Here is a 20,181-nt window from a genome sequence, read left to right as displayed (position 1 = left end):
TACAATTCAAAAGTGAAGATTTGATTAGTTTGGGGGAAAAAATGTGTTTTATTATTTGATTGCCCTTTTGGTCATAGCTCTCGATCAGCTGACAAAATGGATGATTGTGAAAAAAATGGAGTACGGAGAAAGCATTGAAATTATTGAAAACCTTCTATATATCACCTCGCATCGTAATCGTGGGGCAGCATGGGGAATTCTACAAGGTCAAATGTGGTTTTTCTACATCATCACCATCGCTGTCATTATTGGACTTGTCTATTATATTCAGAAAATGGCGAAGGAAAGCATTTTGCTTGGAGTTGCACTTGCTCTCATGCTAGGCGGTGCGATTGGTAATTTCATCGATCGTGTTGCTCGTCAGGAAGTAGTGGATTTCGTTCATACCTATATTTTCAGCTACAGTTTCCCGGTATTTAATGTTGCTGATGCTGCGCTTTCAATTGGTGTCGGACTGCTCGTGATTCATATGTTTTTAGAAGAAAAAAACGCTAAGGAGAAAGATAATGGATAAAAGGTTATACAGCATCGATGAAACACTAAAAGGAGTTAGGATTGATAAGGCTCTTTCCACTTTGAATGAGGAATGGTCACGTACTCAGGTCCAGCAATGGATTAAGGATGATCATGTTTTGGTAAATGGCACGGCGATAAAGACGAATTACAAAGCTATTCCTGGCGATACAATCGAAGTGACGATTCCTGAACTTGAGGAATTGGATGCGGTAGCAGAGGAAATGGATTTGGATATATATTATGAAGATGCAGATGTACTCGTGGTTAATAAACCGAGTGGTATGGTCGTCCATCCGGCACCGGGACATGTATCTGGCACGCTTGTAAATGGATTGATGGCTCACTGCAAGGATCTTTCTGGAATCAATGGTGTCATGCGGCCTGGAATCGTCCATCGGATCGACAAAGATACTTCAGGTCTATTGATGGTTGCCAAAAATGATATGGCACATGAAAAACTGGTACAGCAGCTTGTTGACAAAACGGTTACCCGTAAGTATCAAGCTGTAGTTCATGGTGTGATCCCTCATGACTTCGGAACGATCGATGCACCGATCGGCCGCGATAAAAAAGATCGCCAAAGCATGACTGTCACAGATTCGAATTCCAAAAATGCTGTCACGCATTTCCGTGTCATCGAACGCTTCAAAGCTTTCACTTTGGTGGAATGCCAGCTTGAAACAGGAAGGACACATCAAATCCGTGTTCACATGAAATACATTGGCTTCCCACTAGCGGGAGATCCGAAATATGGTCCGAAAAAGACCCTGAAATTAGATGGACAAGCGTTGCACGCCGGTCTTCTAGGTTTCATTCATCCACGTACAAATGAGTATATGGAATTCGAAGCTCCGATTCCGGAAGAGTTTGAAAATCTAATTAATCAATTGCGTAGAAGTAAGGATTGACAAATTCGTTTTTCTGATATATTATAATAACAACTTAATAAGAACCTTTAACACAGTTCAGAGAGACTGAGAAGGAAACGGATACGCAAAGTGGGATAATTCTGCCCATGGCGATAAAATCCTCATGCCTTCTTGGCATGAGGATTTTTTGTTGAAATTGACCTATCAGAAAAATGGAATCGGGGTGGCCGACGTGTTGAATGAGAAAGCCATAGTACTTGATGAGCAGGCCATTAGCAGAGCCTTGACGAGAATTGCCCATGAAATCATTGAGAAAAATAAGGGTATTGAAGATTGCGTCTTAATCGGGATACGTACACGCGGGATTTTCCTCGCTGACCGACTTGCAAAGCGCATCAATCAAATAGAAGGCAAAGAAATAGAACTGGGTGAACTGGATATTACACTTTATCGCGATGACCTTTCGAAAAAGACCAATGATGGGGACCCTATCGTAAAAGGCTCAGACATTCCGGTCAATATCACTGACAAGAAAGTGATTTTAGTGGATGATGTTCTTTTCACAGGCAGAACCGTTAGAGCGGCAATGGATGCTCTGGTGGATTTGGGAAGACCTTCGCAGATCCAGCTCGCCGTATTAGTAGATAGGGGACATAGGGAATTGCCGATTCGCGCGGATTTCGTCGGCAAAAACGTTCCGACTTCCCAATCTGAAAAAATTACAGTTACTTTAACAGAAGTTGATGAAGTAGATCAAGTTACTATATTAGAAAACTAAACAACATGAAAATTTCATATTACCCTTTTAAAGACAGTCCAGAGAGGCTGGCAAAGGGGAGTCAATCGGGAGAGCTGTGCCTATGCATAGGCATTCGCCTTCTGAGAAACCCTCTTTGTATACCGCAAAGAGGGTTTTTGCAGTTTTGATGGAATTTTCATGAGGGGGATACGGAAATGGAAGAAACAAAAAGGGATATAGTACTGGATGTCGAGGACGTGCCAAAGGCTGGCCAGTGGATTACGTTAAGCATCCAGCATTTGTTTGCTATGTTCGGTGCAACGGTGCTGGTGCCATTCTTGGTAGGATTAAGCCCGGCGGTAGCACTGGTTTCAAGCGGATTGGGCACACTTTCATACTTATTGATAACCAAAGGTCAGATCCCAGCTTATCTCGGTTCATCTTTCGCTTTCATTACTCCAATCATCGCGGCAAAAGCCTTAGGAGGCCCGGAAGCGGCCATGATCGGCTGTTTTGCAGCAGGGTTCATATATGGAATAGTAGCTTTGATTATCCAAAAAGTCGGATTGCGCTGGTTAATGAATATACTTCCCCCGGTTGTGGTGGGTCCGGTGATTATCGTAATCGGATTAAGCCTTGCCGGAACGGCCGTGGACATGGCAATGTATGATCCACAAGATAAATACAGCGTCACATATATAGTTATTGCACTGATCACTTTAGCGGTAACCATCATCTGCAACGTGTTCTTTAAGGGATTCATTAACTTGATCCCCATATTAATGGGAATCATAGTGGGCTACGGCTGTTCGGCTGTTGCAGGAATAATAGATTATGAACCGATCAAGTCAGCACAATGGTGGGAAATGCCTGAATTCATGTTTCCATATGTAACCTATACACCGTCCTTCTCATGGGAGGTCATTGCCATCATGGTACCGGTCGCCATCGTAACTTTATCAGAACATATCGGACACCAGATGGTACTGAGCAAAGTAGTCGGCAGAAACTTTTTGGAAAAGCCAGGTTTGCATCGCTCGATTTTAGGAGATGGAGCAGGAATCATGATTGGTTCCTTCATCGGTGGGCCGCCGCTGACTTCATATGGTGAAAATATTGGGGTCCTGACTATGACAAAGGCCTACAGTGTGTATATCATTGGTGGGGCAGCATTCACTGCAATCATCTTTGGTTTTAACGGCAAGATTTCAGCAGTCATCAGCTCGATACCTACAGCTGTGATGGGCGGCATTTCCATCTTGCTCTTCGGTATCATCGCATCAAGTGGATTGAGGATGCTGATTGATAATAAGGTCGATTTTGACAAGAAAAGAAACCTGATGATAGCTTCAGTCATCCTGGTGTTAGGAATCGGAGGAGCGTTCGTACAACTATCGGAAACGGTATCGCTTTCCGGAATGGCACTTTCAGCCATCGTCGGAATCCTTCTTAACTTGATTCTTCCGGACCGGGAAAAAATATCCGGAGATATATTTGAAAAATAAGATACTGCATCAAAACAATAAATCACCTTTTAAAAGAAGTCCAGAGAGGCTTAAAAGGGTGTTGCTGTAAAGATGAATGAGAACGGGATAAAGTGTAAACCATTCCGTGTCCTCACAATCTTTATGACCTACACCCTGTCCTTAATGGCGGGGTATTTTTTATGCCCCGCATCACAAATGTGAAAGGAGCAGGATCTATGAAAAAATTATTGACCATGAATGAATTGACTTTAACTGAAATTGAAAGAATTTTACATGAGGCAGAGTGTTTTGCCAACGGATCTAGCTGGAATCCAAAGCAGCAGACCACAGTTGCCAATCTCTTCTTTGAACCAAGTACACGTACAAAAACAAGCTTTGAAATGGCTGAAAGAAAATTGGGACTTGAGGTCATTCCTTTTGATGCAGGTACATCATCCGTGTTAAAAGGCGAAACCTTGTATGACACTGTTAAAACGTTAGAAGCAATAGGTGTAAATGCCTTGATCATCCGTCATGAACAGGATAATTATTTTGACGAATTGAATGAGAAGATCGGGATTCCAATAATCAATGCAGGGGATGGCTGCGGAAATCATCCAACCCAATCATTACTGGACTTATTGACGATAAAACAAGAGTTTAAAAGTTTCAAAGGTCTGAAGATTGCGATAATCGGTGATGTGAGGCATAGTCGGGTTGCGAAATCGAATGCAGAAGCATTAACTCGTTTAGGAGCGAATGTCGTATTTTCGGGTCCGCCTGAATGGTTTGACAGAACAAACAGTTTAGGAAGGTATGAAGACATCGATCATGCGGTAGCTACATCGGATGTGGTCATGCTGCTCAGAATACAGCATGAAAGGCATATTGAAAAATACGATCAGGCAAATGGAGATTATCTGAAAAGTTTCGGCCTGACCAAACAACGTGAAAAAAATATGAAACCGGATGCGATCATCATGCATCCTGCACCAATAAACCGCGGTGTTGAAATTGACAGTGATTTAGTCGAATGCAGCCGCTCAAGAATTTTTAAACAAATGGAAAATGGCGTGTTCATTAGAATGGCTGTATTAAAAAATGTGCTTGAACAATCCGAAGGGGGAAACACTAATGAAAACAGTAATCAAAAATGGAGTATTGCTAGATAATCAAAACTCATTCAAAAAAGCGGACATTGAAATAGAAGGCAAGGTCATCACAAAAATTGGCGAGAACTTGGCAACGGAAAACTGTAAAGTAGTTGACGCTGAAGGGTTACTTATTACATCAGGTTTTGTTGACCTGCATGTCCATTTACGCGAACCGGGCGGTGAACATAAAGAAACAATCGCAAGTGGAACGCTTGCAGCGGCAAGAGGCGGTTTCACTACGGTAGCGGCGATGCCTAATACAAGGCCAGTTCCTGATACAGTGGAGAACCTTGAAGCGCTTAACAGGAAAATTGAAGAAACGGCTCATGTCAGGGTACTTCCATATGCATCCATAACGATAAGGGAAGCAGGCAAGGAGTTGACCGACTTTACTTCGTTAAAACAAACGGGTGCTTTCGCCTTTACTGACGATGGCGTAGGCATTCAAGAAGCCGGGATGATGCTGGAAGCGATGAAACGGGCAGCCGCTCAAGATATGGCCATTGTTGCCCATTGTGAAGACAATAGCTTAATCAATAAAGGCTCCGTCCATGAAGGAAGATTCTCAAAAGAACAGGGGATCAATGGAATTCCGTCCGTATGTGAAGCTGTGCATATTGCCCGGGATATCCTCCTTGCGGAAGCGGCGGACTGCCATTATCACGTTTGCCATATATCCACGAAGGAATCGGTAAGGACGGTAAGGGATGCCAAACGCGCTGGTATCCGCGTCACAGCCGAAGTTACTCCGCATCACTTATTATTGTGTGAAGATGATATACCGGGACTTGATCCGAATTATAAAATGAACCCGCCATTAAGGGGCCGTGAAGATCGGGATGCGTTGATAGAAGGACTGCTTGACGGAACCATCGATTTTATAGCAACAGACCATGCCCCGCATACGGCAGAGGAAAAAGCGCAGGGAATGCAGCTGGCTCCTTTCGGAATAGTAGGTTTGGAAACGGCCTTCCCGCTGCTTTACACCGAATTGGTTAAAAAGGGCATCATAACATTAAAGCAATTGATTGATTTCATGACAATCAAACCATCTGAAAGTTTCTCCCTTCCTTATGGAGAGCTAAAGGAAGGTACTGTTGCGGATATCGTGCTCATCGATTTGGAAACGGAAAAAGAAATTAATTCTGAAGAGTTTGCTTCAAAAGGAAAAAATACACCTTTTAATGAAAAGAAATGTTATGGCTGGCCAGTCATGACGATTGCGGAAGGAAAAATAGCTTGGGAAAAAGGACGTGTTCAAGAATGAAAAGACAGCTAATTTTAGAAGACGGGACAGTATTCCTTGGGGAAGCATTCGGAGGGGACGTAGAAAAAATAGGTGAAGTCGTTTTTAACACAGGAATGACGGGGTACCAGGAGATTCTATCCGATCCATCCTATTGCGGTCAAATCGTTACACTTACGTATCCATTAATCGGGAACTACGGGATAAACCGGGATGACTTTGAATCCATCAATCCAGCGATATCAGGATTCGTCGTTAAGGAAACAGCAGAACTTCCTTCCAACTGGCGAAACCAATTATCACTTGATGAATATCTGAAAATGAAGAACATACCTGGAATAAGCGGAATCGATACGAGAAAGCTGACAAGAATCATCAGGAAATCAGGTGCACTTAAAGGGGCGCTCTGCAATATCAATAAAGATGCAAAAGAAGTGGTTTCCCAGTTGAAAGCAACGGTGATTCCTTCTAATCAAGTGAAACAGGTTTCAACAAAAGCACCTTATTCCAGCCCGGGCAGAGGCCCGCGGGTAGTTCTTGTAGACTATGGCATGAAGCATGGGATTTTACGTGAGTTGACGAAACGCGGCTGTGATGTCGTGGTTGTGCCTTATAACGTCACGGCCGAAGAAGTGATGCAATATCATCCGGATGGCGTGATGCTTTCGAACGGTCCTGGAGATCCGAAAAGTGTTCATGAGACGCTTGAAATGATCCGTACAATCCAAACGCAAGTGCCGTTATTCGGAATCTGTTTAGGACATCAATTATTTGCACTTGCAAACGGGGCGGATACGGAAAAATTAAAATTCGGCCATCGGGGTTCTAATCATCCGGTTAAGGACCTTCGTACCGGAAAGGTATCCATCACATCTCAAAATCATGGATATACAGTTGAAGAGCTTTCAATTGAAAGTACAGATCTTATTGTGACACATACAGCATTGAATGATGATACGATTGAAGGTCTGCGCCATAAAAAGTATCCGGCTTTCACCGTACAATATCACCCGGAAGCATCACCGGGGCCGGAAGATGCCAACTACTTATTCAATGAATTCTTACAAATGATTGAAGCTGCAACCAACAAGGGGGAAAAAACATGCCAAAACGCACTGATATAAAAAGCATCCTAGTAATTGGTTCCGGTCCGATCGTCATCGGACAGGCCGCCGAGTTCGATTATGCAGGAACCCAAGCGTGTATAGCCTTAAAAGAAGAGGGTTATCGAGTGATCCTGATTAACTCTAACCCTGCTACAATCATGACAGACAGTGAAATGGCTGACGCGGTTTATATCGAACCAATCACATTGGAATTTGTCAGCAAAATCATTCGTAAAGAGCGCCCGGATGCACTGTTACCTACCTTGGGCGGACAGACTGGCTTGAACATGGCAGTCGAACTTGCCGAAGCAGGAATCCTGGAAGAATGCAATGTGCAGATTCTTGGGACCAAACTTTCAGCTATCCAACAAGCGGAAGACCGTGACCTTTTCCGTACGCTAATGAACGATCTAGGGGAACCAGTACCTGACAGCGACATTATTCATAACTTGGAAGAGGCATATACATTCGTTGAACGAGTCGGCTATCCTGTCATTGTTCGTCCAGCCTTCACGCTTGGTGGAACAGGCGGTGGGATTTGTGATAACGAAGAGCAGCTGATCGAGATTGTTGAGGGTGGCCTGAAAAGCAGCCCGGTTCACCAATGTTTGCTTGAGAAGAGCATTGCCGGTTTCAAAGAAGTGGAATATGAAGTGATGCGTGATTCCAATGATAATGCAATAGTCGTTTGTAATATGGAAAACTTCGATCCTGTCGGTGTCCATACAGGCGATTCAATAGTTGCCGCACCAAGCCAAACATTAAGTGACAGAGAGTATCAAATGCTTAGAAATACCTCTTTGAAGATTATCCGTGCCTTGAAAATTGAAGGTGGATGTAATGTTCAGCTTGCGCTAGATCCAAACAGCTATCAATATTATGTCATTGAAGTGAACCCAAGGGTCAGCCGTTCGTCGGCACTTGCTTCAAAAGCAACAGGATATCCAATTGCAAAACTTGCAGCAAAGATAGCCGTTGGTTTGACGCTTGATGAAATGATGAACCCTGTCACTGGCAAAACCTATGCCAGCTTTGAACCGGCACTGGACTATGTCGTTACGAAAATTCCGCGCTGGCCTTTTGATAAGTTCGAAAGCGCCAACCGTAGGCTCGGGACCCAAATGAAAGCGACCGGGGAAGTTATGGCAATCGGCCGTACATTCGAGGAATCAATCTTAAAAGCTGTCCGTTCCCTTGAAGCGGGTATATACCATCTTGAATTGAATGACGAGTTTGAGGATGAAAAAATAGAGAAACGGATCCGAAAAGCTGGAGATGAACGGTTATTCTATATCGGCGAAGCATTAAGAAGAGGGAAGACGATCGAAACCATTCACGAATGGAGCGAGATCGATTTATTCTTCTTGCATAAGTTGAAAAAGATAATCGACTTTGAAAAGGAACTTCAAGAACATTCCTTTGATAGTGAAGTATTGCAAAAGGCTAAAGAACTAGGGTTTTCTGACAAAACGATTGCAGAAATCTGGGAAGTTCCCGAAATTGACGTCTATGAGTACCGGAAAAAGCAAGGGATCATCCCTGTTTACAAAATGGTCGATACATGTGCTGCCGAGTTCGAATCGGAAACACCGTATTTTTATGGAACTTACGAAGATGAAAATGAATCCATCGTTACTGACAAGAAAAGTGTCATTGTTCTGGGGTCTGGCCCAATTCGGATAGGGCAAGGAGTAGAGTTTGATTATGCGACCGTACATTCGGTATGGGCAATTAAAGAAGCGGGATATGAAGCGATCATCATTAACAACAATCCCGAAACAGTTTCAACGGACTTCAGTATCTCCGACAAACTTTATTTCGAACCATTGACTCTTGAAGATGTCATGCATGTCATCGATTTGGAAAAACCAGAAGGGGTCATCGTCCAGTTTGGCGGACAGACAGCGATCAACCTTGCAGATGGTCTTGTTGAAAGAGGAGTGAAGATCCTTGGTACTTCACTTGAAGACCTGGATAGGGCGGAAAATCGTAATAAATTCGAAAAGGCACTTAAGGATTTAGGCATTCCGCAGCCAAAAGGTAAAACCGCAACATCGGTTGATGAAGCGATCGTCATTGCCGAAGACATTGGTTACCCGGTATTAGTAAGGCCATCGTACGTACTCGGAGGAAGAGCGATGGAAATCGTCTATAAACAAGAGGAATTGCTGCATTACATGAAAAATGCCGTGAAAATAAATCCAGATCATCCTGTCTTGATAGACCGCTACTTGACGGGTAAGGAAGTCGAAGTCGATGGCATTTCCGATGGCGAAACGGTCGTTATCCCAGGGATCATGGAGCATATCGAACGTGCCGGCGTCCATTCCGGTGATTCGATTGCAGTCTATCCGCCTCAAAATTTAACGGAAAAACAAAAAGAAGTAATCATCGACTATACGACCCGATTGGCAAAAGGCTTGAATATAATTGGTCTCTTGAACATTCAATATGTCATCAGCAATGAAGAAGTGTATGTCATTGAAGTAAATCCACGTTCTAGCCGAACCGTTCCATTCTTAAGTAAAATTACGAATGTGCCGATGGCTAACTTAGCAACGAAGGTCATCTTGGGCCACTCGCTTGAAAGCCAAGGTTACCAATCAGGATTAGTGCCAGAACAATCTGGGGTCTATGTGAAAGTGCCGGTCTTCTCTTTTGCGAAATTAAGAGGTGTGGACATTTCGCTTGGACCTGAAATGAAATCGACTGGTGAAGTAATGGGGAAAGATAGCACACTTGAAAAGGCTTTATATAAAGGCCTGGTCGCTTCCGGCTTCAAAATTGAAGGGCATGGTTCGGTCTTATTGACGATATCGGATAAAGATAAGCAAGAGGCGCTGCTTTTAGCAAGACGTTTCCATAATATCGGTTTCAAGCTGATAGCCACCAGCGGAACTGCTGCCCTATTGGAGCAATCCGGCATCCCGACTGCAATTGTCGGTAAAATTGGCGAAGAAGGTACAAACCTACTGGATGTTATCCGAAACGGGGATGCACAATTTGTCATTAACACTTTGACCAAAGGAAAGCAGCCGGAACGCGATGGTTTTAGAATCCGACGTGAATCGGTTGAAAATGGAGTGACATGCCTAACATCACTCGATACGGCAGAAGCCATTTTAAGAGTGATAGAATCCATGACCTTCTCGGCAGAAGCGATGGGAAAAACGGAAATAAGTCGTGAGGTGAGCTATATATGATCAAGAAGGAAAGAATGAAGGTGTTAACTCATAAAGAACTGGCCCCATCCATCTTTGAACTTACTCTGCAAGGTGAATTGGTTTCAGAGATGAAGCAACCAGGCCAGTTTGTCCAAGTCAAGACAACAGATGGTACTGAGCCATTGTTAAGACGCCCGATTTCAATTTCTTCTTATAATGGCAGTGAAAAACAGTTCACGATGATTTATCGGGCTGAAGGTAAAGGAACAACGTTGTTATCACAGCGTAAACAAGCAGAAGCGGTCGATATCCTTGGACCCCTTGGCAACGGATTTCCCGTTCATGAAGCGAAGAAGGGCGAAACAGCGTTATTGGTTGGTGGTGGGATTGGTGTCCCGCCCCTGTATCAATTATCACAGATGTTGGTTGCGAATGGTGTCAGGGTAATCCATGTATTGGGCTTCCAGACCAAGTCAGCCATCTTTTATGAAAAAGAGTTTAGTGAATTAGGTGATACCCATATTGCCACAGTGGATGGTTCATATGGGACAAAAGGATTTGTTACGACTGTGATTGACAACCTGGAGCAGGAGTTTGCAACGATCTTTTCATGCGGCCCTACACCAATGTTAAAAGCATTGGAAGCGGGCTATCGTGAGAAAAAACTTTTCTTGTCCCTCGAGGAAAGGATGGGTTGCGGCATCGGTGCATGCTTTGCCTGCGTATGTCATACAGGGGATGATCCAACTGGTTTCAGTTATAAAAAGGTATGCAGTGATGGACCCGTATTCCGGGCAGGAGAGGTGCTATTATGAACAGGCTTTCAGTTGAGTTACCAGGATTACACTTGAAAAACCCGGTCATGCCAGCATCTGGATGCTTTGGTTTCGGCCGTGAATACAGTCAATTTTTCGACTTGGATGTTCTTGGAGCGATCATGATCAAAGCGACCACTCCTGAACCGAGGTTCGGTAACCCGACTCCGCGTGTAGCGGAGACCTCTTCGGGAATGCTGAACGCCATCGGGCTGCAGAATCCAGGTTTAGAAAAGGTCATCAGTGAAGAACTGGCCTGGCTAGGTGGGTATGATGTCCCAATCATCGCCAACGTTGCGGGTTCACAAATAGCTGACTATGTAAAGGTAGCCAGTGACATAAGTAAGGTCGGGAATGTAAAAGCACTCGAATTGAATATCTCTTGTCCGAATGTAAAAGAAGGAGGCATAGCTTTCGGGACGGTACCGGAAGTTGCCAAAGAGGTAACCAAGGCGGTCAAGGAAGTATCTTCGGTTCCTGTATATGTAAAGCTTTCACCGAATGTCAGTAACATTGTGGAAATGGCCAAAGCTGTAGAAGAAGGCGGAGCCGACGGGTTGACAATGATAAACACATTAGTCGGCATGCGATTGGATTTAAAAACTGGCAGGCCGATCCTTTCGAACAGAACGGGTGGATTATCTGGTCCTGCAATAAAACCTGTTGCGCTCCGGATGATTTATGAGGTTAGCCAGCAAGTGTCTATTCCAATAATCGGAATGGGCGGCATCGCTACAGCGGAAGACGTCATTGAATTTTTCTATGCGGGTGCCAGTGCTGTTGCGGTGGGAACCGCCAACTTCGTGGATCCCTTTGTATGCCCGACCATCATCGAAGAATTACCGAAATTGTTGGATGAGCTGGGATTTGACCATATTTCAGAATGTATCGGAAGGAGCTGGAAGCAAAATGAAACAGTCGCTAATTATCGCTCTTGATTTCCCTGACCTCATTCAAACAGAAGAATTCCTAAAACAGTTCCAATCGGAAAAACTGGCTGTAAAAGTGGGGATGGAATTATTTTATCAGAATGGACCATCAATAATTTCTTTCGTAAAAGAGCAAGGGCACGATGTGTTTTTGGACTTGAAGCTTCATGATATTCCGAATACGGTCAAAATGGCCATGACAGGATTGGCAACTTTAGGTGCTGACATGGTCAATGTACATGCTGCTGGTGGACAAAAGATGATGGAAGCAGCCATGGAAGGTCTGGATAAGGGAACGTCCGCTGGGAAAAAACGTCCATTATGCATAGGGGTTACCCAACTGACGAGCACGTCACAAGAACAAATGAATGTTGAGCAAAACATTGCCGGATCTCTGGAGGATTCGGTCCTCCATTATGCAAAACTTACTAGACAGGCAGGATTGGATGGCGTCGTCTGTTCCACCCATGAAGTAAAGAAGATACATGAACGCATCGGTCATGAATTCTTAACGGTCACACCTGGAATCCGAAGTGCAGGTGGACAGACGCATGATCAAAAGAGAATTGCCACGCCTGAACAGGCGAGGGATTTTGGAGCGGATGCCATCGTTGTAGGGAGAGCCATAACGGGGGCGGCAGATCCATTAAGGGCGTATTTGGATATGAAAGCAGCTTGGGAGGGAATATCATGTTAAATAATAAGATAGCTGAACATCTATTGGAAATAAAAGCAGTGTACCTACAGCCGAATGACCCCTTTACTTGGGCATCTGGAATTCAATCACCAATTTATTGTGACAACCGCTTAACCCTTTCATACCCAGAGGTTCGCAATGAAATAGCGGAAGGATTGAAAGGATTGATTGAAGAGCATTTCCCTGAGGTTGAACTGGTTGCAGGCACAGCAACTGCCGGCATTCCGCATGCAGCTTGGGTGAGTGAAAAATTAAATGCACCGATGTGCTATGTTCGATCCAAAGCCAAGGAGCACGGAAAGGGCAATCAAATCGAAGGCCGCGCAGTTCCAGGACAAAAAGTGGTGGTTGTGGAAGACTTGATATCAACCGGCGGAAGTGTGATTACTGCTGTTAACGCGCTGAAACAAGCTGGTTGTGATGTTCTAGGAGTCGTTTCGATCTTTACTTACGAATTGGAAAAGGGAAAAGAAAAGTTCGATGCTGAGGGCATTATTAACCATTCGTTGAGTGACTACTCAACTTTGATAAAAGTCGCTAATGAAAAAGGGTACATCACAGCAGAAGAATTGGAAAAGCTAAAAAAATGGCGGGAAAATCCGGCTGATACTGCTTGGATTTCAGCATGAAAATAGAGGTGGCCCAATCATGTAGGATTGGGTCACCTCTATTTTTTTACCATTTAATCCTTTACCGCTTCCTTTAAGCGTATGACGGTATCGGCATCCGGTGTAATATATACGGTCTGCTGCTGGTCGTAGATCACGAACCCGGGCTTAGAACCATTCGGTTTCTTAACATGGCGAACTTGTGTGAAGTCAACAGGGACTGAGCTCGATTGCTTTGCTTTACTGAAGAAAGCTGCTAATACGGCTGCCTCTTTTATCGTTTTTTCACTTGGCGCTTCATTTCGAATCACAACATGTGAGCCAGGTATATCTTTGGTATGAAGCCATATTTCATCACGGCGTGCAAACTTATTCGTAAGATAATCATTTTGTTTATTATTCTTCCCGACAAAAATGAGATCTCCATCTGTAGCATAATAAGTTTCAAGCTGCGGTTTTGCATTTGCAGGCTTTTTCATGCCTTTTTTCTTTTTTTGCCTAATGTATCCTTCTTCCTGTAGTTCTTCGCGAATCTCCTCTATATCTCTAGGTGACGCTGATTGGAGCTGCTGATGCAAGGCTTCAAAGTAGGCCAATTCCAATTTTGTTTTTTCGATTTGTTCTTGGACGACTCCGACTGCATTTTTGGACTTTTGATATCTGGAGAAGTACTTTTGTGCATTATCTGATGGATTTTTTAATGGGTCAAGCGGGATGGTGACCATACTTTGTTCTTCATCATAATAATTGACAACTTCTATTTCCTTCATGCCTTTTTTCATTTGATATAGATTAGCTGTAAGCAGCTCACCGAACAACTGATACTGTTCTCCGCGTTCTGTATCTTTTAATGTACGTTCGAGCTTCCCGATTTTTTTTGAGTTCTTTTCGATTTCATTAGTAATGAAACGTTCTACATCCTGGCTCTTTTGCTTAACCCGATCTCTTTCTGCCTTTCCGAAGTAATAGCGGTCGAGCATCTCGCTCAATGAAGAAAACGTACGTTGATTTCCAGTCAGATGCTCTAGTGCAAGCATATAAAAAACTTCTTTATTTCCATCTTGTTTGATCGTCGCAGCATAGTTCTGTTCCGATATTTCTTGGATAATCCTTAAAAAAGCTGATGGAAGGGTCGTGCTGTTGGCAAGTCCAGCCCGGTAGACGGCTTCCTTTGCAACTAATGGTGAAACTCCTGAAAAATGGGCAACAAGCTGCCGATCCAGCTTTCCTGCATTGAAGTCAATATTTTTCCTGATATCATCCTCGGTAGCCTCGAAGGGATTATTCTTTTCTTGTGCGGGCGGAGCCTTATATTCCTGACCGGGCAATATCGCCCGATAACTGTTAACGGCATGTGAAACGTGCTTAATGCTGTCCAAAATCATATTACGTTCTTTATCGACTAAAACAATGTTGCTGTGACGCCCCATGATTTCGATGATTAACTGCTTTTGAGAGACATCACCGAGCTCATTGCGGCCCTTCACTTCAAAAATGATCATCCTATCAAGTTCATATTGATAAATATCTTCTATCGTATAGCCTTCGAGGTGCTTCCTAAGAAGCATACAGAACATGGGTGCTTCTTTGGGGTTTTCGTAACTTTCCTCGGTCAATTGCACCCTTGAATAACTTGGGTGTGCTGATAATAAGAGCTTATGGTTCTTACCTCCAGCACGAACAACCAGTATTACTTCATTTTTATAAGGTTGATGGACCTTATTGATTCGTCCACCTTTTAATAAAGAAGCGATTTCTTCCGTCATCGCTTTCGTAAATAATCCATCAAATGACATTCTATTTTTACTTCCTTTACATAAGATTTTCTAAGATACTCATTTTGCTAGGCGTTATTAATTCATCAGGGCTGCCCATTTTAGCTGTATCACAAATTTTTAGCGAACTGGGTTTAAAGCTGGAGTTGCAGTTCAGGTATATTGAATGGCTGCTTTTTTTAGGTTCCTGAGATTAATTGCAAATTTTGTCCATTCATCATGATTAGCGGTCGTTCATTCATTATATTATCCGGATCGTTCTTCTTTCCGCAATTCTGTTTAATTATAGCATTATTTTGGACGAGTCTGAATAATCATGGAAGAAGAGCAGGTTGTTTTATGTATCGGTAAGCAGGCAGGTGTTGGATGAGTAAAGCAAAGAGCGCCTGTTGATATGTATACAGGAGCCTATTTCATTCTATTCAAAGGGATGTGTGATACTTGATGGAGTTCAAGGAAATGAATAATCAAGAAATGGAGAAAGCGCTTCAAACAAACGTTACACACGGTTTGGACGATGATGAAGTAAAGGACAGGCTGCGTAAGCATGGCTTTAACGAATTGAAGGAAGGAGAAAAACAGTCTGCCATTCTTTTATTTTTCGCCCAATTCAAAGATTTCATGGTTATAGTTTTACTTGCCGCGACGTTAGTCTCCGGGATATTGGGTGAATATATCGATGCGATTGCCATCATGGCGATTGTTTTTTTGAATGGATTACTTGGTTTTTTTCAAGAACGGAAAGCTGAAAAATCCCTGGATGCGCTAAAGGAAATGGCAGCGCCGCAAGTTAACGTTCTTCGGGATGGCCAATGGCTGAAAATCCCTTCGAGAGAAGTCGCTGTAGGGGATATCCTGAAGTTCTCGAGCGGTGACCGAATTGGTGCCGATTTACGGATCATCGACCATTCAAGCCTTGAAATAGAAGAGTCTGCACTTACCGGCGAGTCACTTCCTGCTGTTAAATGTTCTGATCCGTTGATGAATGAGGTCGAAGGTATCGGTGATCAGGAAAATATGGCTTTTATGGGAACGATGGTAACAAGAGGAAATGGAGTCGGGATCGTAACCGCTACAGGAATGAATACGGCAATGGGCAAGATTGCGGACCTCCTACAGACTGCAGAAACAAAAGAAACACCGCTTCAACGGCGGTTGGAGCAGCTAGGCAAAATTTTGATCGTCACGGCTTTAATATTAACTGTAATCGTGGTCCTTACTGGCGTCATTCAAGGGCATGACCTCTATACGATGTTTTTGGCCGGAGTATCCTTGGCTGTTGCAGCGATTCCCGAAGGCTTGCCAGCCATTGTGACCGTAGCCTTGTCTTTAGGCGTTCAGCGAATGATCAAACAAAAAGCGATTGTCCGCAAGCTTCCTGCCGTAGAAACGCTTGGCTGCGCAACGGTGATTTGCTCAGATAAGACAGGTACACTGACACAAAACAAAATGACGGTGACGAAGGTTTGGAGTGGAGGGAAAACTTGGGATGTCGGCGGTACTGGTTATAATCCTGTCGGAGAGTTTTCTTTAGAGGGAGTTTCAGTTGCACCGAAAAACCATAATGCCTTGCTTCAAATTATTACATTCGGCATGCTCTGTAACAAAGCAGAGTTAAAGGAGAATGGTAAACAATATATTTTAGACGGTGATCCGACAGAAGGGGCGATGTTGGTCGCAGCAATGAAAGCGGGATTGACGAGGGAACACTTGTCTAAGAGGTTTACGATAGTCAAGGAGTTTCCATTTGACTCGAACCGCAAAATGATGAGTGTCATAGTGAAGGATGATAAAGATAATCATTTCGTCATCGTAAAAGGGGCCCCTGACGTATTGATCGCCCAGTCCGACACGATTCTTTGGGAAGGAAGGTCGGAAATATTAAATCGGGAGAGTAAGGAAAGGGTGCAACAGGACATGAATGGTCTTGCATCGCAGGCACTTCGAATGATTGCTGTTGGTTATAAACCCCTTTCAAAAGGAACGATTTTGCTTCATGAAGCTGAAGCCGAGCGCAATTTGACCTTCATGGGACTGCAGGGCATGATCGATCCCCCACGTCCGGAAGTGAAGCAGGCAGTTAAGGAATGCCGGGATGCCGGGATCAAAACTGTCATGATTACTGGCGACCATGTAATAACCGCAAAGGCAATAGCTAAAGAACTTGGTATTTTAAAAGGAAAAGACCGTGTACTTGAAGGTCGGCAATTGGCGGACATGGAAGTCGGGGAACTTGAGGAAGTTGTAGAAAGTGTTTCGGTATTTGCCCGCGTTTCCCCGGAACATAAGTTAAAAATCGTAAAAGCCTTGCAAAATAAAGGACATGTCGTTGCAATGACAGGGGATGGTGTCAATGATGCTCCTGCGATAAAATCAGCGGATATTGGTATATCAATGGGCATCACGGGGACTGATGTCGCTAAGGAAGCTTCATCCTTGATATTGGTTGACGATAATTTTGCCACGATTAAATCAGCCATCAAAGAAGGCAGGAATATTTATGAAAACATCAGGAAGTTCATCCGTTACCTGCTTGCTTCCAATGTTGGGGAGATTTTGGTCATGTTTTTTGCGATGCTATGTGCCTTGCCATTACCTTTGATACCAATCCAGATCTTATTCGTGAACCTTGTAACCGACGGACTGCCTGCGATGGCGTTAGGCCTGGATGCCGCAGAAGAAGATGTAATGAAAAGGAATCCAAGAAATGCTAATGAAGGTGTTTTTGGAAGAGGGCTTGGCTGGAAGATCATCTCACGCGGTTTTCTGATCGGGATTTCTACATTGATCGCATTTTATGTAGTATATCGTGCAAATCCGGATAACCTTGCTTATGCACAAACGATTGCGTTCGCTACCTTGGTCCTGGCTCAGCTAATACATGTATTCGATTGCAGAAGCGAACATTCGATTTTCTCGAGAAATCCATTCGGAAACCTTTATCTAGTGGGGGCGGTATTGTCCTCCCTATTATTGATGGTAGCCGTCATGTATGTGCAGCCTTTACAAACAATCTTTCATACGGTACCGATTTCGGGAAGGGATTGGCTATTAGTAATAGGAATGGCATCCATTCCAACTTTTTTACTGGCTGGAACCTTTTTAGCAAGAAAAGCACAATGATATATGATATAATCTTTAAGGTGGTAGAGTCTTGCTCTATTGCCTTTTTATTTTTGTAGTATTTTATTTCTGAGCTAACGTTTTCGTGTTGTAGCTAATATATAATGAATGTTAAAGGCCAAATTACTACATTATGTTTGATAGGATGTGGAACCATGGTTACCAGTATGACGGGCTATGGAAGAGATGAAGCGGAAAACGAACAGGTCAAGGTTTTTGCCGAAATTAAGACCGTGAACCATCGTTTTTGTGAATATACGATTCGAATGCCGCGCCAGCTTTTGGTTTTGGAAGAAAAGGTAAAGAAGAAGGCGAATCAATACATAAGAAGGGGACGGGTGGAAATCTTCATTACAGTGGAAGGTGAGAGCCTGGTTTCCAAAAAGGTGAAGATCGATTGGGATCTTGCTGATCAGTATGTGGGTTTGATGGATGAAGTCAAGGGAAAATACAATCTGGAAAGTTCCATTACCTTACAGGATATGCTGCAACTTGAATCGATTTTCATGACGGAAGAAGTACCTGCGGTTCCTGCCGATTTGGAATCCCTGTTATTGAAGGCTGTCACGGGGGCATTGGGAAATCTGAAAAAAATGCGGAATCTGGAAGGTCAGGAACTGGCCTTGGACATGAAACGCCAGCTTAATAAGTTTGGTGAGATTGTTGCAGGGGTCAAAATGCTTGCACCTTCAGTCGTCGAAAAATATAAAGCCCGGCTGGAAATCAAACTGGCCGAGTTGACTGAAGGATTGATTGAAGATAGTCGCATTGTGACAGAATCGGCCATTTTTGCTGACAAATGTGATATAAATGAAGAACTGACCAGACTCGATAGCCATGTACAGCAATTTTCAAGGACGCTTACCCATAGTGAACCAATTGGAAGAAAACTTGACTTCCTTGTCCAGGAAATGAATAGGGAAGTCAATACGATTGGATCAAAGGCAAATGATTCGGCCATTACCAAAGAAGTGGTGGAAATGAAAAGTCTGCTTGAAAAATTAAAGGAACAGGTTCAAAATATCGAGTAGTCGGTTTATGATGAACCTAACAAGGTGACAATAGATATGAATGGGGGACAAAAATGTCAATCAAGCTCATTAATATTGGTTTTGGGAATATCGTTTCCGCAAACAGGATCGTATCCATCGTGAGCCCTGAATCGGCTCCGATTAAAAGGATCATTCAAGACGCCCGAGACCGCGGATCCTTAATAGATGCTACATATGGTAGAAGAACTAGGGCCGTTATAATTACAGACAGCGACCATGTTATCTTATCTGCCGTTCAACCGGAAACGGTTGCCGCACGGCTTCAAGATAGAGATGACAGCGTAGAAGAGGGGTAACTGAAACAATATGAGAGAAAAAGGTTTATTAATCGTTTTGTCCGGTCCATCCGGTGTTGGTAAAGGAACTGTAAGGAAGGCAATTTTTTCTCAGCCAGGAACGGCATTCGAATATTCAATTTCAATGACGACACGGCTGCCTCGCCATGGTGAAGTGGACGGAGTGGACTATTTCTTCAAAAAACGCGAGGAATTCGAAGCACTGATCGAAGAAGGCAAATTGCTGGAATATGCTGAGTTCGTCGGTAATTATTATGGAACACCCGTGGATTATGTCCGTGAAACAATCGATTCCGGAAAAGATGTATTTCTGGAAATAGAAGTTCAAGGTGCTAAACAGGTCCGGGAGAAATTCCCTGAAGGACTTTTCATTTTCCTTGCTCCTCCGAGTTTAACCGAACTCGAAAGCCGTATCGTTACTCGCGGAACCGAGACGGAGGAAGCGATAAAAGGACGGATGAAAGTGGCCAAGGAAGAAATAGAACTTATGGATCTGTATGATTATGTTGTTGAAAATGATCATGTGGATGCCGCATGTGCTAGAATTAATGCAATTGTAATTGCCGAGCATTGCCGTCGGGAAAGAGTTGCTGTTTTATATAAAAAAATGTTGGAGGCGGAATAAA

General features: G+C 43.5%; 17 protein-coding genes. 16 read left to right on the top strand and 1 reads right to left on the bottom strand.

What is annotated here, in order from left to right; all coding sequences use genetic code 11:
* The first annotated feature begins 43 nt into the window (after window positions 1-43).
* The 12 genes from lspA to pyrE all read left to right on the top strand — a co-directional run bounded on the left by lspA (window position 44) and on the right by pyrE (window position 13,330).
* Window positions 44-514: a signal peptidase II gene (gene lspA / locus BS1321_RS04635; protein ID WP_063231919.1), complete on the top strand. Its 471-nt coding sequence runs from the start codon at window positions 44-46 to the stop codon at window positions 512-514.
* Window positions 507-1,424 (top strand): RluA family pseudouridine synthase, encoded by a 918-nt coding sequence (locus tag BS1321_RS04630; RefSeq protein WP_063231918.1) that lies wholly within the window; start codon window positions 507-509, stop codon window positions 1,422-1,424. Before lspA ends, BS1321_RS04630 begins: the two co-directional genes overlap by 8 nt.
* Before the next feature lie 196 nt (window positions 1,425-1,620).
* A complete protein-coding gene (pyrR, locus tag BS1321_RS04625; protein ID WP_063232131.1) occupies window positions 1,621-2,163 on the top strand; it encodes a bifunctional pyr operon transcriptional regulator/uracil phosphoribosyltransferase PyrR in 543 nt (180 codons plus the stop codon).
* Window positions 2,164-2,339: 176 nt separating this feature from the next.
* Window positions 2,340-3,629 (top strand): solute carrier family 23 protein, encoded by a 1,290-nt coding sequence (locus tag BS1321_RS04620; protein WP_063231917.1) that lies wholly within the window; start codon window positions 2,340-2,342, stop codon window positions 3,627-3,629.
* A gap of 197 nt (window positions 3,630-3,826) precedes the next feature.
* Entirely contained in the window at window positions 3,827-4,762 is a 936-nt protein-coding gene (locus tag BS1321_RS04615; RefSeq protein ID WP_063232130.1) for an aspartate carbamoyltransferase catalytic subunit, read from the top strand.
* A complete protein-coding gene (locus BS1321_RS04610; protein WP_063231916.1) occupies window positions 4,725-6,011 on the top strand; it encodes a dihydroorotase in 1,287 nt (428 codons plus the stop codon). Before BS1321_RS04615 ends, BS1321_RS04610 begins: the two co-directional genes overlap by 38 nt.
* Window positions 6,008-7,114 carry a carbamoyl phosphate synthase small subunit gene (locus BS1321_RS04605; RefSeq protein WP_063231915.1) on the top strand — a complete coding sequence of 369 codons (1,107 nt, stop codon included), beginning with the start codon at window positions 6,008-6,010 and terminating at the stop codon, window positions 7,112-7,114. The genes BS1321_RS04610 and BS1321_RS04605 overlap by 4 nt, the downstream gene beginning before the upstream one ends.
* On the top strand, window positions 7,093-10,299 hold the full coding sequence (carB, locus tag BS1321_RS04600; RefSeq protein WP_063231914.1) for a carbamoyl-phosphate synthase large subunit: 3,207 nt from the start codon (window positions 7,093-7,095) through the stop codon (window positions 10,297-10,299). The genes BS1321_RS04605 and carB overlap by 22 nt, the downstream gene beginning before the upstream one ends.
* Entirely contained in the window at window positions 10,296-11,075 is a 780-nt protein-coding gene (locus BS1321_RS04595) for a dihydroorotate dehydrogenase electron transfer subunit (protein WP_063231913.1), read from the top strand. The genes carB and BS1321_RS04595 overlap by 4 nt, the downstream gene beginning before the upstream one ends.
* Window positions 11,072-12,013, top strand: a complete 942-nt coding sequence (locus BS1321_RS04590) for a dihydroorotate dehydrogenase (protein WP_063231912.1) — start codon at window positions 11,072-11,074, stop codon at window positions 12,011-12,013. Before BS1321_RS04595 ends, BS1321_RS04590 begins: the two co-directional genes overlap by 4 nt.
* The gene (pyrF, locus tag BS1321_RS04585) at window positions 11,985-12,701 is read left to right on the top strand and encodes an orotidine-5'-phosphate decarboxylase (RefSeq protein WP_063231911.1); all 717 of its coding nucleotides are present in this window, start codon (window positions 11,985-11,987) and stop codon (window positions 12,699-12,701) included. Before BS1321_RS04590 ends, pyrF begins: the two co-directional genes overlap by 29 nt.
* Window positions 12,695-13,330 (top strand): orotate phosphoribosyltransferase, encoded by a 636-nt coding sequence (pyrE, locus tag BS1321_RS04580; RefSeq protein WP_063231910.1) that lies wholly within the window; start codon window positions 12,695-12,697, stop codon window positions 13,328-13,330. Before pyrF ends, pyrE begins: the two co-directional genes overlap by 7 nt.
* Before the next feature lie 53 nt (window positions 13,331-13,383).
* Here the strand turns inward: pyrE and BS1321_RS04575 are convergent, their stop codons facing one another.
* Window positions 13,384-15,105, bottom strand: coding sequence for an Rqc2 family fibronectin-binding protein (locus BS1321_RS04575; protein ID WP_063231909.1), 1,722 nt, complete (start codon window positions 15,103-15,105; stop codon window positions 13,384-13,386).
* A 423-nt stretch (window positions 15,106-15,528) separates the two neighbouring features.
* Between BS1321_RS04575 and BS1321_RS04570 the strand changes: the two genes are divergently transcribed.
* The 4 genes from BS1321_RS04570 (at window position 15,529) to gmk (ending at window position 20,180) form a co-directional block, all read left to right on the top strand.
* Window positions 15,529-18,207, top strand: a complete 2,679-nt coding sequence (locus BS1321_RS04570; RefSeq protein ID WP_063232129.1) for a calcium-translocating P-type ATPase, SERCA-type — start codon at window positions 15,529-15,531, stop codon at window positions 18,205-18,207.
* 155 nt (window positions 18,208-18,362) lie between these two features.
* Complete coding sequence (locus BS1321_RS04565) at window positions 18,363-19,238, top strand: YicC/YloC family endoribonuclease (protein WP_063231908.1); 876 nt, start codon at window positions 18,363-18,365, stop codon at window positions 19,236-19,238.
* 53 nt (window positions 19,239-19,291) lie between these two features.
* Window positions 19,292-19,555: an extracellular matrix/biofilm regulator RemA gene (remA, locus tag BS1321_RS04560; protein WP_034313813.1), complete on the top strand. Its 264-nt coding sequence runs from the start codon at window positions 19,292-19,294 to the stop codon at window positions 19,553-19,555.
* A gap of 10 nt (window positions 19,556-19,565) precedes the next feature.
* Complete coding sequence (gene gmk, locus BS1321_RS04555; protein ID WP_034313809.1) at window positions 19,566-20,180, top strand: guanylate kinase; 615 nt, start codon at window positions 19,566-19,568, stop codon at window positions 20,178-20,180.
* Window position 20,181 lies beyond the last annotated feature (1 nt).

The sequence above is a fragment of the Peribacillus simplex NBRC 15720 = DSM 1321 genome (assembly GCF_002243645.1).
In the GTDB taxonomy this organism is placed as follows: domain Bacteria; phylum Bacillota; class Bacilli; order Bacillales; family DSM-1321; genus Peribacillus; species Peribacillus simplex.
Note: the sequence above shows the minus strand (reverse complement) of the source record. Positions and strands in the feature narration are given on the sequence as shown.

Coding starts and splice junctions, on each gene's coding strand:
- BS1321_RS04570 (WP_063232129.1), top strand. CDS start 15,529: ATGGAGTTCAAGGAAATGAATAATCAAGAAATGGAGAAAGCGCTTCAA.
- pyrF (WP_063231911.1), top strand. CDS start 11,985: ATGAAACAGTCGCTAATTATCGCTCTTGATTTCCCTGACCTCATTCAA.
- BS1321_RS04610 (WP_063231916.1), top strand. CDS start 4,725: ATGAAAACAGTAATCAAAAATGGAGTATTGCTAGATAATCAAAACTCA.
- BS1321_RS04565 (WP_063231908.1), top strand. CDS start 18,363: ATGGTTACCAGTATGACGGGCTATGGAAGAGATGAAGCGGAAAACGAA.
- gmk (WP_034313809.1), top strand. CDS start 19,566: ATGAGAGAAAAAGGTTTATTAATCGTTTTGTCCGGTCCATCCGGTGTT.
- BS1321_RS04605 (WP_063231915.1), top strand. CDS start 6,008: ATGAAAAGACAGCTAATTTTAGAAGACGGGACAGTATTCCTTGGGGAA.
- BS1321_RS04620 (WP_063231917.1), top strand. CDS start 2,340: ATGGAAGAAACAAAAAGGGATATAGTACTGGATGTCGAGGACGTGCCA.
- BS1321_RS04595 (WP_063231913.1), top strand. CDS start 10,296: ATGATCAAGAAGGAAAGAATGAAGGTGTTAACTCATAAAGAACTGGCC.
- pyrE (WP_063231910.1), top strand. CDS start 12,695: ATGTTAAATAATAAGATAGCTGAACATCTATTGGAAATAAAAGCAGTG.
- BS1321_RS04575 (WP_063231909.1), bottom strand. CDS start 15,105: ATGTCATTTGATGGATTATTTACGAAAGCGATGACGGAAGAAATCGCT.
- BS1321_RS04615 (WP_063232130.1), top strand. CDS start 3,827: ATGAAAAAATTATTGACCATGAATGAATTGACTTTAACTGAAATTGAA.
- BS1321_RS04630 (WP_063231918.1), top strand. CDS start 507: ATGGATAAAAGGTTATACAGCATCGATGAAACACTAAAAGGAGTTAGG.
- remA (WP_034313813.1), top strand. CDS start 19,292: ATGTCAATCAAGCTCATTAATATTGGTTTTGGGAATATCGTTTCCGCA.
- BS1321_RS04590 (WP_063231912.1), top strand. CDS start 11,072: ATGAACAGGCTTTCAGTTGAGTTACCAGGATTACACTTGAAAAACCCG.
- carB (WP_063231914.1), top strand. CDS start 7,093: ATGCCAAAACGCACTGATATAAAAAGCATCCTAGTAATTGGTTCCGGT.